11 protein-coding genes are annotated in these 15097 nt (G+C 56.4%); 8 read left to right on the top strand and 3 right to left on the bottom strand.

All coding sequences use genetic code 11. The features are described 5' to 3' along the window. The first annotated feature begins 10 nt into the window (after positions 1-10). Positions 11-466, top strand: coding sequence for a YHS domain-containing (seleno)protein (locus P1U71_RS10365; RefSeq protein ID WP_301105526.1), 456 nt, complete (start codon positions 11-13; stop codon positions 464-466). Here the strand turns inward: P1U71_RS10365 and P1U71_RS10360 are convergent, their stop codons facing one another. Then, a complete protein-coding gene (locus P1U71_RS10360) occupies positions 467-4078 on the bottom strand; it encodes a hydantoinase B/oxoprolinase family protein (RefSeq protein ID WP_301105525.1) in 3612 nt (1203 codons plus the stop codon). A 175-nt stretch (positions 4079-4253) separates the two neighbouring features. Between P1U71_RS10360 and P1U71_RS10355 the strand changes: the two genes are divergently transcribed. After that, positions 4254-5861 (top strand): SAM-dependent methyltransferase, encoded by a 1608-nt coding sequence (locus P1U71_RS10355; protein ID WP_301105524.1) that lies wholly within the window; start codon positions 4254-4256, stop codon positions 5859-5861. 92 nt (positions 5862-5953) lie between these two features. Further along, positions 5954-6823 carry a glucose-1-phosphate thymidylyltransferase RfbA gene (rfbA, locus tag P1U71_RS10350; RefSeq protein ID WP_301105523.1) on the top strand — a complete coding sequence of 290 codons (870 nt, stop codon included), beginning with the start codon at positions 5954-5956 and terminating at the stop codon, positions 6821-6823. A gap of 3 nt (positions 6824-6826) precedes the next feature. On the opposite strand, the gene cysN is transcribed toward rfbA, so the two are convergent. Both cysN and cysD read right to left on the bottom strand, forming a co-directional pair. After that, a complete protein-coding gene (gene cysN / locus P1U71_RS10345) occupies positions 6827-8725 on the bottom strand; it encodes a sulfate adenylyltransferase subunit CysN (protein WP_301105522.1) in 1899 nt (632 codons plus the stop codon). After that, entirely contained in the window at positions 8725-9672 is a 948-nt protein-coding gene (gene cysD / locus P1U71_RS10340; protein ID WP_301105542.1) for a sulfate adenylyltransferase subunit CysD, read from the bottom strand. Before cysD ends, cysN begins: the two co-directional genes overlap by 1 nt. 272 nt (positions 9673-9944) lie before the next feature. Here cysD and P1U71_RS10335 point away from each other — a divergent pair, with 272 nt between their 5' ends. Genes P1U71_RS10335 through P1U71_RS10315 form a run of 5 tightly spaced genes read left to right on the top strand, consistent with a single transcriptional unit; the run spans position 9945 to position 15092 of the window. Beyond that, a complete protein-coding gene (locus P1U71_RS10335; protein WP_301105521.1) occupies positions 9945-10577 on the top strand; it encodes a paraquat-inducible protein A in 633 nt (210 codons plus the stop codon). Further along, entirely contained in the window at positions 10574-11203 is a 630-nt protein-coding gene (locus P1U71_RS10330) for a paraquat-inducible protein A (RefSeq protein ID WP_301105520.1), read from the top strand. Before P1U71_RS10335 ends, P1U71_RS10330 begins: the two co-directional genes overlap by 4 nt. After that, the gene (locus tag P1U71_RS10325; RefSeq protein ID WP_301105519.1) at positions 11200-12909 is read left to right on the top strand and encodes an MlaD family protein; all 1710 of its coding nucleotides are present in this window, start codon (positions 11200-11202) and stop codon (positions 12907-12909) included. Before P1U71_RS10330 ends, P1U71_RS10325 begins: the two co-directional genes overlap by 4 nt. Before the next feature lie 3 nt (positions 12910-12912). After that, positions 12913-13548, top strand: a complete 636-nt coding sequence (locus P1U71_RS10320) for a membrane integrity-associated transporter subunit PqiC (protein ID WP_301105518.1) — start codon at positions 12913-12915, stop codon at positions 13546-13548. Beyond that, on the top strand, positions 13548-15092 hold the full coding sequence (locus P1U71_RS10315; protein WP_301105517.1) for an alkaline phosphatase family protein: 1545 nt from the start codon (positions 13548-13550) through the stop codon (positions 15090-15092). Before P1U71_RS10320 ends, P1U71_RS10315 begins: the two co-directional genes overlap by 1 nt. Positions 15093-15097 lie beyond the last annotated feature (5 nt).

Genomic DNA, 15097 nt, shown 5'->3' with positions numbered 1-15097 from the left:
GAGACGTCATATGTATCGCCGTATCGCCCTTGTCCTTATTATCCTGCTTTTTATCGGGGCGGGAAAAGCCTTAGCCTTTGAGAATATCAACAAGAGCTTTATCGGCGGGCTTGCCGTCGATGGCTATGACAGCACAGCTTATTTCACGAAGGCCGCGCCCGAAGAAGGAAACGGCGATTTCAGTGTTGAATATAAGGGCGCGACCTGGCGCTTTATGGATGCAAAAAGCCGCGATCTCTTTGCCGCCAACCCTTCGGCTTACGCCCCGCAATATGGCGGCTATTGCTCTAACCAGATGAGCCTCGGCAATCTCGCCGATACGGACCCGGGCGTCTGGCTGATCTTCGATAACAAGCTTTATCTTTTCGGCCATGACGCGGGTCGTGTCCGCTGGGAGAAAACGGGCATCGCCGAACGGATCAAGGATGCCGACCTCAACTGGCAGAAATTCCTCGCAGGGAACTAACTACTTGCCGTAACCGCCGCCGGTCGGTGTCTGGATAACGAAGATATCATTTGCCGCCATTTCTGTTTTATCACGGCCTTCCAAAGGGTCGATGTCGCCGTTCTCCCGAATCACCCACTGGTTGCCGACCTCACCATTTTCTCCGCCGTTAAGACCGAAGGGCGGCACGACGCGGTGGCTGGAAAGCAGCGCCGCCGTCATCGGCTCGTGAAAGCGGATTTTCCGTAACGTTCCGTCGCCGCCCTTATGTTTGCCCTTACCGCCTGAATTTTTGCGGATCTCGAAACTTTCCAGCATCACCGGGAAGCGCCATTCGAGGACTTCCGGGTCGGTCAGGCGGGCGTTGGTCATATGGGTATGGACCGCATCGGTCCCGTCGAAATCCGGGCCCGCGCCGGAACCGCCGCAGATGGTCTCGTAATACTGGTAGGTTTCGTTGCCGAAGGTGAAATTATTCATCGTCCCTTGCGCCGCCGCCATCACGCCGAGCGCGCCAAACAGACAATCGGTGATGCATTGCGAGGTTTCGACATTGCCCGCGACCACGGCCGCCGGATATTCCGGCGCCAGCATGGATTTTTCCGGCACAATAATCTCGAGCGGTTTGAGGCAGCCGGCATTAAGCGGAATATCGCTCTCCACCAGGCAACGGAACACATAAAGCACCGCCGCCGTGGTGACGGCCCGTGGCGCGTTATAGTTGGTCGGATGTTCCCCGCTGGTGCCGGTAAAATCGATGCGGGCCGTGCGGTCCTGCTTGTTGATCGAGATTTGTACCTTGATTTCAAAGCCGTCATCCATGGGATAGGTGAAGCTGCCGTCTTTCAGGACATCGAGCACGCGGCGCACGGATTCCTCCGCATTGTCCTGCACATGGCCCATATAGGCATGGACCACTTCAAGGCTGAAATGATCGACCATCTTGCGCAGTTCCTGAATACCCTTTTCGCAAGCCGCGATCTGCGCCTTTAAATCCGCCATATTCTGGTCTGTGTTGCGGGACGGGTAGGGGCCGGATTTCAGGATCTTGGTAATTTCGTCCTCCAGAAGCCGACCGCCATCGACGAGCAGGATGTTATCGAGGAGAACGCCTTCCTCTTCCACCCGGCGGCTGTCGGGTGGCATGGAACCGGGTGTAAGCCCGCCAATATCCGCATGATGGCCCCGGCTCGCGACGTAGAAGAGGATGTCATCCCCCTCAAGATCGAAAACCGGCGTGATTACCGTAACATCGGGAAGATGGGTGCCACCGTTATAGGGGGCGTTCAGAACGAAGACATCGCCCGCTTTCATGGTTGTGCCATGCTTGGTGATCACCGCCTTGATACTCTCCGACATGGAGCCCAGATGCACCGGCATATGCGGCGCGTTGGCGATCAGGTCACCGTTCAAGTCAAAGACCGCGCAGGAGAAATCGAGCCGCTCCTTGATATTCACCGAATAGGCGGTTTTCTCCAGCACCGTGCCCATCTGCTCGGCGACATTCATAAAGAGATTGTTGAAAATCTCCAGCATGACCGGATCAACTTCCGTGCCGATCGCACGCGCTCGTTTGAGTTCTTCCACGCGGGTGAGGACGAGATAGCCTTTATCGCTCATTTCCGCCTGCCAGCCCGGCTCGATTACATTTGTCCCGGTTTTCTCAACAATGACAGCCGGACCGTCGATCCTTGCCCCAGAGGGCAGGGCATCGCGATCATAGAAAGGGCAGTCCTGCCAGCTATTCCCGATAAAGATTGCCTCAAAGGCGAGAGGGGACGCCGCGCCATCGCCGCTCAATCGGACCGGATCAGCGATCTTGTCGCCGATGCCCACCACCTCAACGGCGGCGGCCTCGACGATCATCGCTTTTTCCGGTGTTGTGAAGCCGAAGCGCTGACGATGCGCGACCTCAAATGCCTTGATCACCTTTTCAAGCGGGCCGTCATCCACGATCATCGTGGTATCGGAGCCCTGATATTTCACATGCAGCTTGCGCTCGACTTCGATGCGGGATTCGCTGACGCCTTGCGCGCGCATGTCCGTTTGTCCCTCCACGGCGAGGGCATCGAGTGTTTTGGCAATTCCGGGCAGCGCCGCGTCTTCCAGCGTGACTTCCATCGCCTTTTCTTTCATCACCCGCAGGTCGGCAAGCCCCATCCCGAAGGCGGAGAGAACCCCGGCGTAAGGGTGCAGCATGATCTTCTTCATGCCAAGGCTGTCGGCCACGAGGCAGGCATGCTGCCCCCCTGCACCACCGAAAGAGGTGAGAACATATTCGGAGACGTCATAGCCGCGCTGGACGGAAATTTTCTTGATCGCATTGGCCATATTCTCGACCGCGATAAAGAGAAAGCCCCGCGCGACTTCCTCCGGGCTGCGATTATCGCCCGTGGCGGCATTGATTTTCGCGGCCAAGGCCTCGAATTTCTCGCGTACTGTCTCCACATCCAATGCCTTGTCCGCATCAGGGCCGAAGACCTTGGGGAAGAAATCCGGGGAAAGCTTGCCGAGCATCACATTGCAGTCGGTGACGGTCAGCGGTCCGCCCTTGCGATAACAGGCTGGGCCGGGATTGGCACCGGCGCTATCGGGGCCGACCTTGTACCGCGCACCATCGAAATGCAGGATCGAGCCGCCACCCGCCGCAACGGTGTGGATCAGCATCATCGGCGCGCGCATGCGCACGCCCGCAACCTCAGTCTCGAAGGTGCGTTCATATTCGCCGCCATAATGGGAGACATCGGTCGAGGTGCCGCCCATGTCGAAGCCGATAACCTTCTCGAACCCGGCCATGGCGCTGGTCTGGACCATGCCGACCACGCCGCCCGCCGGACCGGAGAGAATGGCGTCTTTCCCTTGAAAAAATCTCGCGTCCGTCAGCCCGCCGTTCGATTGCATGAACATCAGGCGCGTATCCCCAAGCTCGGACGCGACCCGGTCGACATAACGCCGCAGGATGGGCGACAGATAGGCATCGACCACCGTGGTGTCCCCCCGGCTGACCAGCTTCATCAGCGGGCTGGTCTCATGGCTGGTGGAGATTTGCGTGAACCCGATCTCTTTCGCGATTTTCGCAACCTGCTGTTCGTGGTCGGGATAGCGATAGCCATGCATGAAGACAATGGCGCAGGCGCGCAGGCCTGTATCATAGGCTTCTTGCAGGCGGCTCCGCGCTTCCTCGATATCCAGCGGGTGGATTATCTCGCCGGTGGCGCCGACACGTTCCTTCACCTCAATCACCTTTTGATAAAGCATTTCCGGCAGCTCGATATTGAGCGCGAAAAGCTTTGGACGGGTCTGATATCCGATCCGGAGGGCGTCACGGAAGCCTTCCGTCGTCACCAGCAGTAGCGGCTCGCCCTTACGTTCCAACAGCGCATTGGTGGCGACCGTCGTGCCCATCTTGACCGCATCGATCTGCGATGCGGGGATATCATCGGTCTTCTCAAGGCCCAGCAGGTCGCGGATGCCCTGCAGCGCCGCATCCTCATATTGCTCCGGGTTTTCGCTCAGCAGCTTGTGGGTGACAATCCCGCCATCGGGCCGCCGCGCGACAAGGTCGGTAAAGGTGCCGCCGCGATCAACCCAGATCTGCCATTCCGTCGTCGCCTCATCCATTTTTTCTGTCATGCTTTCTCTCTGCCGATGCCGTAATGGTGTCTGACCGCGCCGCCGGTTCCTTGAAATCATTATCATCAGCTAAGGTCGCAGGTAAAGCCGTATCGCTGAATGTTTTTTGCCGTTTTCACGAAACGTCCCCGCGACGCGTTTGTGAGATGTGAGAATAACAGGAAAGTGGCTCAAGATGACGGCGAATGAACCTCTCGAAAATTATGTTCCCCTGTCCCGCTCTCCCATTTGGGATCTGGTGCGGAGTTATTACGGCACGCTCGGCGTTGACGCCTGGGGGCCGGGAAGGGTGCCGAATTATGTAACGACAAACCCGTTTATCGGGCGGGCCTATGCCAATGTCATCAGAGGCTTTCTCGATGATTTCGGCCAGAGCGGTGGAGGCCGCGCCCGGCGGGAGCCGCATTACATAATGGAGCTTGGCGCCGGATCAGGCCGCTTTGCCTATGGATTCTTGCGGCATTTTTTCTCCCCGGAAGAGCTGGCCATCGCGAAAAAACGGCATGTCGTCTATGTGATGACGGAGGTGAGCGAGGCCGCCATCGACTTCTGGCGGACGCATCCGCAGTTGAAGCCCTTTGTTGACCAAGGGGTGCTGGATTTCGCCTATCTTGACGTGCTGAAAGATGATCCGGTCCGGCTGTTGATTTCGGGGCGGGAAATCACGCCGGGCAGTCTTTCCCATCCGCTTTCTGTCATCGCGAATTATGTTATCGACAGCCTGCCGCATGATTTCTACAGCGTGAAGGAGAAAAGGCTGTTCGAGAGGCGGGTCTGCCACCGTATCGAAACGGAGAGCGAAAAAATCGAGGATATCATCCGCGAGACGGATTTTGATTACAGGGAACAGCCCGTCAAGGCGGAGCCCTATGAGAATGAAATCTGGAACCGTATTCTTGAAAAATACCGGAGAATGACGGGGGAGATGAATTTTTCCCTGCCTGTCGGCGGCTTTCGGATGATCGACCGCCTCAGTGCACTGACGTCAGGGTCGATGTTCCTGATGACCGGTGATTTCGGGGTGTCGGCACTCTCCGATCTCGCGGATCTTCCGCCGCGTCGGGTGGCCCGTAATGGCACCTTCAGCATGCATGTCAATTATCATGCACTTGGCGAATATGTGAGGAGAGGGAAGGGCCGGTTCCTCTCCCCCGGTCATTCGAAATCATCGCTGGAGATGGCGGGCATCCTGATGAACCCGGGGCGCCGGAAGATCAGGCATCTAAAGTATCAGTTCAACAACCATATCCGCAACTTCGGGCCGGACGAATTTTTCATGATGAAAAAAATCGCCGAGGAAAATTTCGACAACCACAGCCTGTCCCAGATTCTTGCGCTGATACGTGTCAGCTATGGCGATATCAAGATTTTCCGGGGCTGTGCTACTGCGCTCAAAAAAAACCTGCCGAAGGTAAGTGAGTATGAGAGACGATCGGTTGTCGAGGCCCTTAAATCAGTCGATGAAGCTTTTTTCAGATGCGATTCAACCGTTGATCCCGCCATCCCGATTATCCAGCTCATGTTGGAGGCGGGTGCGCCGACGGAGGCAATGGAAATTCTGGAGCGGAACCGGCCATTTCTTGACGCCTCCGCAGACGGCACGATGCTCGTTGCGACGATCCTTTATAAGGCCGACCGTGCGGAGGAGGCCCTTGAACCATTGAAAGACCTGTTGAGGCGCGAGCCGGACCATCGCGGGGCCCAACTTCTCTATGGCCGGATCGCAGATGAGATGGAGGCGCGCAGTACGCCATGCCGCAGGGTCACGTCGGTCGTCGATTGATCGGGAGGGGGGGTAAGAAAATTTAAACTCTATGGCGTTAATGATATGCTATTCCTAGCGTATTCATTTTAACTGACATTGAGACAGGATCCATGGCGCATAAAGGCATTATTCTCGCGGGCGGCACAGGCAGCCGGTTGCATCCCCTGACATTGGGCGTCAGCAAGCAGCTGATGCCAATCTACGACAAGCCGATGATCTATTACCCGCTGGCGACCCTGATGCTGGCGAATATCCGGGATATCCTGATCATCACCACACCGGAAGAACAGGATGTGTTCATACGCGTGCTGGGCGATGGCGCGCGTTGGGGGCTTAATATTTCCTATGCCGCGCAGCCGTCACCGGATGGGCTGGCTCAGGCGTTTATTATCGGCGCGGATCATATTGGCGACGATCACTCGGCGCTTATCCTTGGTGATAATATTTTCTATGCCAACCGTTTCAGCCAGCTCTTGCAGAATGCCAAGGCGCGGGAAACGGGCGCGACCATCTTCGGCTATCATGTTTCGGACCCGACGGCCTATGGCGTTGCTGAATTCGATGACACCGGTAAAGTCATCGGGGTGGAGGAAAAGCCCAAGAAACCAAAATCCAACTTTGCCATCACCGGGCTCTATTTCTATGACAACCAGGTGATTGATTTTGCCAGGCACTTAAAGCCAAGCGCGCGCGGGGAGCTGGAAATCACCGATCTCAACCGTCTTTATCTCGACCAAGAAGAACTCAGTATGGAATTGCTGGGACGCGGGAGTGCCTGGCTCGATACCGGAACCCATGACAATCTGCTGGAAGCTTCCCATTTCGTGCAGACAATCGAAAAGCGGCAAGGGCTTAAAATTGCCTGCCCGGAAGAAATCGCCTATCAGAAGAAATTCATCACGGCGGATGAACTCGCCGCCCTCGCCGAACCGCTCAGGAAGAGCGGCTATGGCGAGTATCTGCTCGATCTCATAAAATAATGCCTAGATAAAGCCGCGCTCCTTAAGCGTGGCAACGATCTGGTCGGCGGAGTCTTCAGGGCTCTGCCTACTACCATCGATGACAATTTCCGCATTCTCCGGCCGTTCATAATCCGAAGAGATGCCGGTGAAATTCTTGATTTCGCCTGCTCGCGCCTTCTTATAGAGGCCTTTTATGTCGCGCGCTTCGCAAATCTCAAGCGGGGTATCGACGAAGACTTCCAGAAATTCGCCGTCTTCCAGCAGGCCGCGCGCCATCTGCCGCTCGCTTCGGAAGGGGGAGATAAAGGAGACCAGCGTGATCAAGCCCGCATCCACCATCAGCTTTGACGTCTCGCCGACGCGGCGAATATTCTCCACCCGGTCCGCATCGGTAAAGCCGAGATCCTTGTTGAGGCCATGACGCACATTATCGCCATCCAGCAGATAGGTATGCTTGTTGAGGGCATGGAGCTTTTTCTCAACGAGGTTGGCGATTGTTGACTTGCCGGAGCCCGAAAGCCCGGTAAACCAGAGGACAGAGGCTTTCTGCCCTTTCTGTTGGGCGCGGGCCTCTTTATGGATATCCACCGACTGCCAATGAATATTCTCCGCCCGGCGCAGCGCGAAATCGATCATCCCGGCGGCCACCGTCGCATTGGTAAAGCGGTCAATCAGGATGAAAGAGCCGGTTGCCGGGCTGTCCGTATAGGGATCGAAGGAAATGGACTTGTCCAAGGACAGGTTACAGACACCAATTTCATTCAATTTCAGTGTATTGGAGGCCATTTGCTCCATGGTGTTAACATTGACCGTGTATTTGAGGCTGCTGATTCGCGCCGCGGTCGTGCCCGTGCCGAGCTTCAGAAGATAGGTCCGGCTTGGCAGCATCGGATCGCTGGTCATCCAGACGATCTTCGCCTCAAACTGGTCAGCGGTTGTGGGGCGATCCTTTGTCGCACAGAGAATATCGCCGCGGCTGACATCAATTTCATCCTCAAGGGTCAGGGTGACGGCCTGACCGGCGATGGCCTCTTCAAGATCGCCATCGAAAGTCACAATACGCGCAACCTTGCTGCTCTGGCCCGATGCGGGCTCGACGATGACATCGCCGACGCGGATTGTACCGCTCGCGATGGTGCCGGAAAAGCCCCGGAAATCAAGGTTCGGGCGGTTAACCCATTGCACCGGCATCCGGAAGGGACGCGATAAATCCTCTGCGCCGATCTCGACGCTTTCCAAATGCGCTAACACACTGGGGCCGCTGTACCAGGGCATAGCCTCGCTCGCGCCGATCATGTTATCGCCCTTCAGGGCCGAGACGGGGATCGGGATAATCTCCTCAAAATCGAGTTGCTCCGCGAATTTGGTGTAATCGCTGCAGATTTTCTCGAAGACCTCCTCGCTATAGTTCACCAGATCCATCTTGTTGACGGCCAGCACAACTTTCTTGATGCCAAGGAGGGAGACAAGATAGCTGTGCCGCATGGTCTGGATCAGGACGCCTTTTCGCGCGTCGATCAGGATGACGGCCAGATCGGCAGTAGAGGCGCCGGTCACCATATTGCGGGTATATTGCTCATGACCCGGGGTATCGGCGACGATGAATTTGCGCTTGTCGGTGGCGAAGAAGCGATAGGCGACATCGATGGTGATGCCCTGTTCACGCTCCGCCTGCAACCCATCCAGCAGGAGGGCGTAGTCGATCTCACCATTTTGCGTGCCGACCCGCTTGCTTTCGGCGGTGAGCGCGGCGAGTTGATCCTCAAAGAGCAGTTTCGAATCCCAGAGCAGTCGGCCGATAAAGGTGCTCTTGCCGTCGTCCACACTGCCGCAGGTGATGAAGCGGAGGAGGTTTTTCTGTTCCTGTGTCTTGAGATAGGCGTCGATTTCCGCCGTGACCGTATCGGTTCTCTGGTCCATCAGAAATACCCTTCCTGCTTTTTCTTCTCCATCGATCCGGCCTGGTCCTTGTCGATCAGCCGACCCTGCCGCTCCGAGGTGCGGGCGACGAGCATTTCCTGAATGATCTCGGGCAGGGTGGCGGCAGTTGATTCAATCGCGCCAGTCAGCGGATAACAACCAAGGGTGCGAAAGCGGACCGATTTCATCATCGGCGTTTCGCCCTCGTTCAAGGGCATGCGGTCATCATCGACCATGATCAGCATCCCCTCGCGCTCGACCACCGGGCGCTCCGCCGCGAAATAGAGCGGCACGATGGGAATATCCTCCATATAGATATATTGCCAGATATCCAGCTCCGTCCAGTTGGAGAGGGGGAAGGCGCGGATGCTCTCGCCTTTTCGGACCCGGCCGTTATAGAGGTTCCAGAGCTCCGGCCGCTGGTTTTTCGGGTCCCAGTGGTGCGCCTCGTTGCGAAAAGAGAAAACCCGTTCCTTTGCGCGGCTTGCTTCCTCATCCCGCCGCGCACCGCCAAAGGCCGCATCGAATTTATAGTGATCGAGCGCCTGTTTCAGCGCCTCCGTCTTCATGATATCGGTATGAAGCGCCGAGCCATGGGAAAAAGGGCCAACGCCCTGCTTGACCCCGTCGGGATTGATATGCACCAGCAGTTCAAGCTCGTAATCCTTCACGATGGTATCGCGAAAATGGATCATCTCGCGGAATTTCCAGGTGGTATCCACATGCAGAAGCGGAAAGGGAATGGGTGAGGGATGGAAGGCTTTGCGCGCGAGATGGAGCAGGACCGCCGAATCCTTGCCGATGGAATAGAGCATGACCGGCCTCTCGAATTCCGCGACGACCTCCCGGAAGATATGAATGCTTTCCGCTTCCAGCTGACGTAGATGGGTCAAACGCGATGTGCTCATAATGTCTGTCTCTGTTTCCTGTCTCGGGTGCCGATGCACCGCTTTGCGCACGGGCTTACATAATATCGAGAGTTGCCACAAGAAGAAACAACCCAATTTAACGGTAAAAATATGTGAAATATTTCATTTTGCATAAAAGTTCCGTGTAAATGCGAACATAAGAACTCTTCTGCACTGTTGCAATAGGGTAAAACATGGTCGCTGCCTTGTCACCACGATTGGCGGAGCAGGAAATACGCAAAGGAAATCAATTGAATGCAGCGCCTTTGCCCTTTATTGTCGGGGGCGCAATTGACTGATGAAAGTTCCGTATGGAGATTGACAAGGATTTCAGCTACACCGAGGCCCTGGTTGCCTGCCCGGAATGCGATCTCATTCATTCGGTCCCAAAGATCAGGGAGGGGGAGCAGGGCCGCTGCATCCGCTGCGGTGCGTTGCTGTTCGTTCGTCATAAAAACAGCCTCAACCGCTCGCTTGCTTTTGCCCTGACCGGGCTGATGTTTTTTATCCTCGCGAATATGTTCCCGCTGCTCACTTTCCAGTTGGAGGGACAGTCGGAATCGAACCGGCTGATCGATGGCGCAATTGCCTTTTGGAACGCCGGTTATTGGGAGCTTGGCATTGTCGTCTTTATCTCCAGCGTGGTTGCGCCGCTTGCGGTCTTGCTCGTGCTGATCACGCTGCTGCTGCCGATGCAGTTGAACCGCTTCCCCTTCAGCCCGCAATTCCAGATCCGGCTGCTGACCCATCTGAAACCCTGGGCAATGTCGGAGATATTCATTCTTGGCATCATCGTCGCCTTCGTGAAGCTGCAGGATTTTGCCGATGTCAGTGTCGGGCTGTCACTTATTGCCTTCGTCCTGATGGTGGTGGCAACGGTCATGGCCTATCTCACGCTCGATGAAAGCGCGCTCTGGTCCCGGTTGAAGGAGATCCGCACATGACTGCGCCGGTAACTGCAAAATCGACCGGCGCCGTTTCCTGCCATGTCTGCGGGCTGCTGGTGTCCGGTCGCTATATCGCGGAACATTCCGCCGACTGCCCGCGCTGTGACGCGGTGCTCCATAGCCGCAAGATCAACAGCCTGAGCCGTACCTGGGCCCTGCTGATCGCGGCGGCGGTCCTGTATATCCCGGCCAATGTCTATCCCGTGCTGACGCTTGTCTCGTTCGGTCAGTCGACAACCAACACGATTATGGGCGGGGTGATCGAACTGGCGCAATCTGGGCAGTTGGTGATTGCGGTAATTGTCTTTGTCGCCAGCGTTTTCGTGCCGATCTTCAAAATTGTTGCTTTACTTTTTCTGGTAGTTTCGGTGCAATTGCGGCTGAAAATACAACGACGCAAGCGGGCGCTGCTCTATCGCTTCACTGAATTTATCGGCCGCTGGTCGATGATTGACATCTTTATGATTTCAATCCTGATCGGGCTGGTGAAGCTGCAGGCGCTGGCGACGGTAACGGCGGGGCCCGGCGCCATTGCCTTTGCTGCGGTGGTGATTATTACAATGTTCGCGGCCATGGCCTTTGATCCGCGTTTGATTTGGGATGACGAGGGGGAACGACAATGATGGATGAGAGCGGGCAAAAAACGCCGGATGCAAAAGTGCGCCGTGGCTACGCAAGCCTGATGAGCATCTGGATTGTGCCGGCGATTGCGCTTGCCGTGGCGGCTTATCTTATTTTTCAGGCGCTGGCGGAACGGGGCTCGGAAATCTCCATCACCTTTGACAATGCGGAAGGCATGGTGCCGGGCAAGACACAGCTGAAATACAAGGATGTGAACATCGGAACGCTAAGCCGGATCGATATCCTCGATGATGACAAGGGCGTATCGATGGTTATTGATACAACACGCGAGGCAGATAAATACCTGACCGATACGGCCCGCTTCTGGATTGTCGCCCCGGCCATCGGTTTCCAGGGCATTACCGGCCTTCAAACCCTGCTTTCTGGCTCTTTTATCGAGATCGATCCGGGCAAGGGCGGCAAAAAAGAGACGGAATTTACGGGCCTGAAGACGCCGCCGGTCATCACCTCCAACGACAAGGGGACGGAGTTTCTTCTTTCCACGGAGAAGCTGAGCAATATCAATCGCGGCACACCAGTGATCTATAAGGGGCTGCAGGTCGGTAGTGTTCTGGGCTATCGCCTGGCCGAGGACAGGAAGGCCATTGATGTTTATGCCTTCGTGCAGGATCCTTATGATGGCCTCGTGCTGGAGGGGACGAATTTCTGGAACTCGGGCGGGATCAATGTCTCCGTTTCCACATCGGGCATCGAACTCGGGGCGAATTCCCTGCAGGCCCTTGTCGCCGGCGCGATTGAGTTTGCTACGCCGGAAATCTACCAGAGCACCTTCAAGGCGGAAGCTCGCCATCAGTTCAAGCTCTACGATAATCAACAGGCAAAGGACGATGCCCGCTTTACCGAGAAGGTCGTCTATGTCCTCTATTTCGATGGTTCGGTCAGCGGCCTCACCGTTGGTGCGAATGTCGAATTCAAGGGAATCAAGATTGGCAGTGTTCGCGATATCAGCCTGGAAATTGATGAAGCGAACCAGAAATATTATATCCCGGTTCTGATCGATATCGAGCCACAGCGAATCAAGCTGACGGATGATGGGAAGAAAATCCGCTCGGTTCTGGAAACGCGGGAATTGCGCCAGAAAATTATCAAGGATTTGATTCAGCGCGGCCTGAAGGCGAAACTCAAAAACTCGAACTTCCTGACCGGGCAGTTGATCGTCGATCTTGATCTCGTGCCGGATAAACAGGCGATTTATGTCACCTCCAGCGGGCGCTACCCTGAAATCCCCACTGTCCCGGCGGATCTGGAGGAAATTACCACCTCGGTTGCGCAGCTGATGGCAAAACTCGACAAGCTGCCTATTGAGCGACTTGGCAATAGCCTGACCGGCACGGTGGAGGGGCTGGAGAAATTCATCAAGTCCGGTGAATTGCAGAAAACCATCACGGAATACCGCAAGCTGGCGGTCTCTATCCAGGTGGTGGCGCAGAATATCGATACCGAGACCTTGCCCAACATCGGAAAAACGATCGACGGGGTGCGGGAGGCCATTGCCAAGATCGATGCAACACTGGCCTCGGCGGAGACAATGTTCAGTTCCGTCAACGGGCTGATTGCCGATGGCTCTCCGTTCAAATATGATCTGATGAATATGTTGCAGGAACTGGCGGCGGCCAGCCGGGCCGTGCGCAGCCTTGCGGATTTCCTGGAGCGGAACCCGAGTTCCCTGATCAGTGGAAAGAGATAAAATATGACCTTGCCTAGTCTGCGCCCCCTCGGGCGAAACCTCGCGATCCTTCTGCTATTTGCCCTGCCGCTGTCGGCCTGTGGCGGCCTGCCGGGGTCGGCGCCGACCAATTTCTATATCCTGCAGACCGCTTCCCAGCTGGAGACGACAGGAACGCCGGTCACCCTGGCGGAAGGGACAACGGTCGGCATCGGGCCGGTGCAGATCCCGGGCTATGCGGACCGGCCGCAGATTGTTACCTTCGGCAGCGGGGCCGCGATCAATGTCTCCGACTTCGATCACTGGGCGGAACCGTTGAGCGATGCCATCAAGCGGGTGCTGACCAGCAATGTCGCGACCCTGATCGGGGAAGAGAAGGTTTTCTCTTACCCGGCGGATTTCAGGCCCGACAAGCAGTCCCTGCAGGTCGCCGTCAATGTCATCGATATCACCGAGACTGGCGCGGGTGTTGCGCGTCTTTCCGTGCGCTGGCAGGTGAAAGCGCTTTATGACAACAAGGTCTTGTCCCGTCAGGCGAAGATTTACGAGGCACCGGCAACCGTCGGTGATTACAACAGCTACGCCAAGGCGGTGAGCCAGCTGCTCGCGGAATTCTCGCAGGATATTGCCTCCTCTCTTAACGGATTGAACCTGTCCTGATGTCGCCAACGAACGTCCTCTTCGTCACTCTCGATCAGTGGCGCGCTGATCATCTCGCGGCGACCGGCAACCCGACCGTCAAGACGCCCAATCTCGATGCGCTGGTGGGCGATGGCGTTACTTTCCTCAATCACTATACCTGCATCGCGCCTTGCGGTCCGTCGCGGACGACCTTCCTCACGGGCATGTACCCCAGTAATCACCGCTCCATCCGGAACGGCACGCCGCTGAACCATAGTCTCACCAATATCGCGCTGGAAGTCCGGAAAGGGGGGTATGATCCGACCCTCTGGGGCTATACGGACACGACGCCGGACCCGCGCGTCCTTGGGGAGGATCACGCGGCCTTCCTCACTTTCGAGGGGGTGATGCCGGGCTTTACGGTCGGACAGCAGCTCGCCGAAAACTCGATCCCCTGGCTGGAGTATCTTGCCGCCAAGGGCTACGAGATTCCAGGGCCGGATTACGCGATTTATTACCCCGACCCGAATTATGCTCTGCCGCCCGGCCGTCATCCGCTGTCCGCGCCGAGCCGGTTCAAGGCGGAAGACAGCGAAACCCATTGGCTCGCCGATGAGCTGATCGCGGCATTGAAGGCGGAGACCTCATCGCCCTTCTTCCATCACCTGACGTTCCTGCGGCCGCATCCGCCCTTTATCTCGCCGCCGGAATATCATGAGATGTATGATCCGGCGGAGATGGCGAAACCGGTGCAAGTGGCGACGCGCGACGAAATGCGGGCCCTGCATCCTGCCATCGCCCTGTTGTATGAAGCGATCCCGCAGAACGCTTTCTTCATGGAGGGGGAAGGGCGTGCCGTCGATCTTGATAATGACGCGGTCGCGCAAATTCGTGCGACCTATCAGGCCCTGATCACGGAGGCCGATCATAACCTTGGCCGCATCATCGCGACGCTGAAAAAGCAGGGCCGCTATGATGAGACGATGATTGTTGTGACTTCCGATCATGGGGAGCAGCTCGGCGATCATTATCTTTGGGGAAAAATTGGCTTTTACGATGAAAGCTTCCATATCCCGCTGATCATCAAGCCGCCGAAAGGCTGGAATGTTTCCACTGGAAGGCAGATTAGCGAGTTCACCGAATCCGTCGACCTGATGCCAACCATGCTGGACGGTCTCAATCTACCGATCCCGCGCCAATGCGACGGCCATTCGCTGATGCCATTCCTGCGCGGCGAGACGCCGGCGAACTGGCGCAAGGCAGTGCACTGGCTCTATGATTTTCGCGATCCGGTCACCGGGATGCCGGAAAAGCTGCTTAATCTCTCCTCATCGGAGTGCAATCTTCTCGTCCATCGGGATGCGGAGTTTAAATATGTGCATTTCGCGGCCCTGCCACCGCTCCTGTTCGATATGAAAAACGATCCGGATGAGACACGAAATCTTGCGGAAGAGCCGGATTATCAGGGCGTCGTGCTTGATTGTGTGCAGGAACTCTTGTCCTGGCGCATGCGTTATGAATATGGGGAACTGGTGAATTTAAGCGCATCTGACAACGGCCTTGTCGGTCATCGGCTTTACTGATCGGC

Origin of the sequence: Sneathiella sp., assembly GCF_029233945.1 — a bacterium.
Taxonomy (GTDB): domain Bacteria; phylum Pseudomonadota; class Alphaproteobacteria; order Sneathiellales; family Sneathiellaceae; genus Sneathiella.
This window is presented reverse-complemented; position numbering and strand designations above follow the sequence as displayed.

Coding starts and splice junctions, on each gene's coding strand:
- P1U71_RS10365 (WP_301105526.1), top strand. CDS start 11: ATGTATCGCCGTATCGCCCTTGTCCTTATTATCCTGCTTTTTATCGGG.
- P1U71_RS10360 (WP_301105525.1), bottom strand. CDS start 4,078: ATGACAGAAAAAATGGATGAGGCGACGACGGAATGGCAGATCTGGGTT.
- P1U71_RS10355 (WP_301105524.1), top strand. CDS start 4,254: ATGACGGCGAATGAACCTCTCGAAAATTATGTTCCCCTGTCCCGCTCT.
- rfbA (WP_301105523.1), top strand. CDS start 5,954: ATGGCGCATAAAGGCATTATTCTCGCGGGCGGCACAGGCAGCCGGTTG.
- cysN (WP_301105522.1), bottom strand. CDS start 8,725: ATGGACCAGAGAACCGATACGGTCACGGCGGAAATCGACGCCTATCTC.
- P1U71_RS10335 (WP_301105521.1), top strand. CDS start 9,945: ATGGAGATTGACAAGGATTTCAGCTACACCGAGGCCCTGGTTGCCTGC.
- P1U71_RS10330 (WP_301105520.1), top strand. CDS start 10,574: ATGACTGCGCCGGTAACTGCAAAATCGACCGGCGCCGTTTCCTGCCAT.
- P1U71_RS10325 (WP_301105519.1), top strand. CDS start 11,200: ATGATGGATGAGAGCGGGCAAAAAACGCCGGATGCAAAAGTGCGCCGT.
- P1U71_RS10320 (WP_301105518.1), top strand. CDS start 12,913: ATGACCTTGCCTAGTCTGCGCCCCCTCGGGCGAAACCTCGCGATCCTT.
- P1U71_RS10315 (WP_301105517.1), top strand. CDS start 13,548: ATGTCGCCAACGAACGTCCTCTTCGTCACTCTCGATCAGTGGCGCGCT.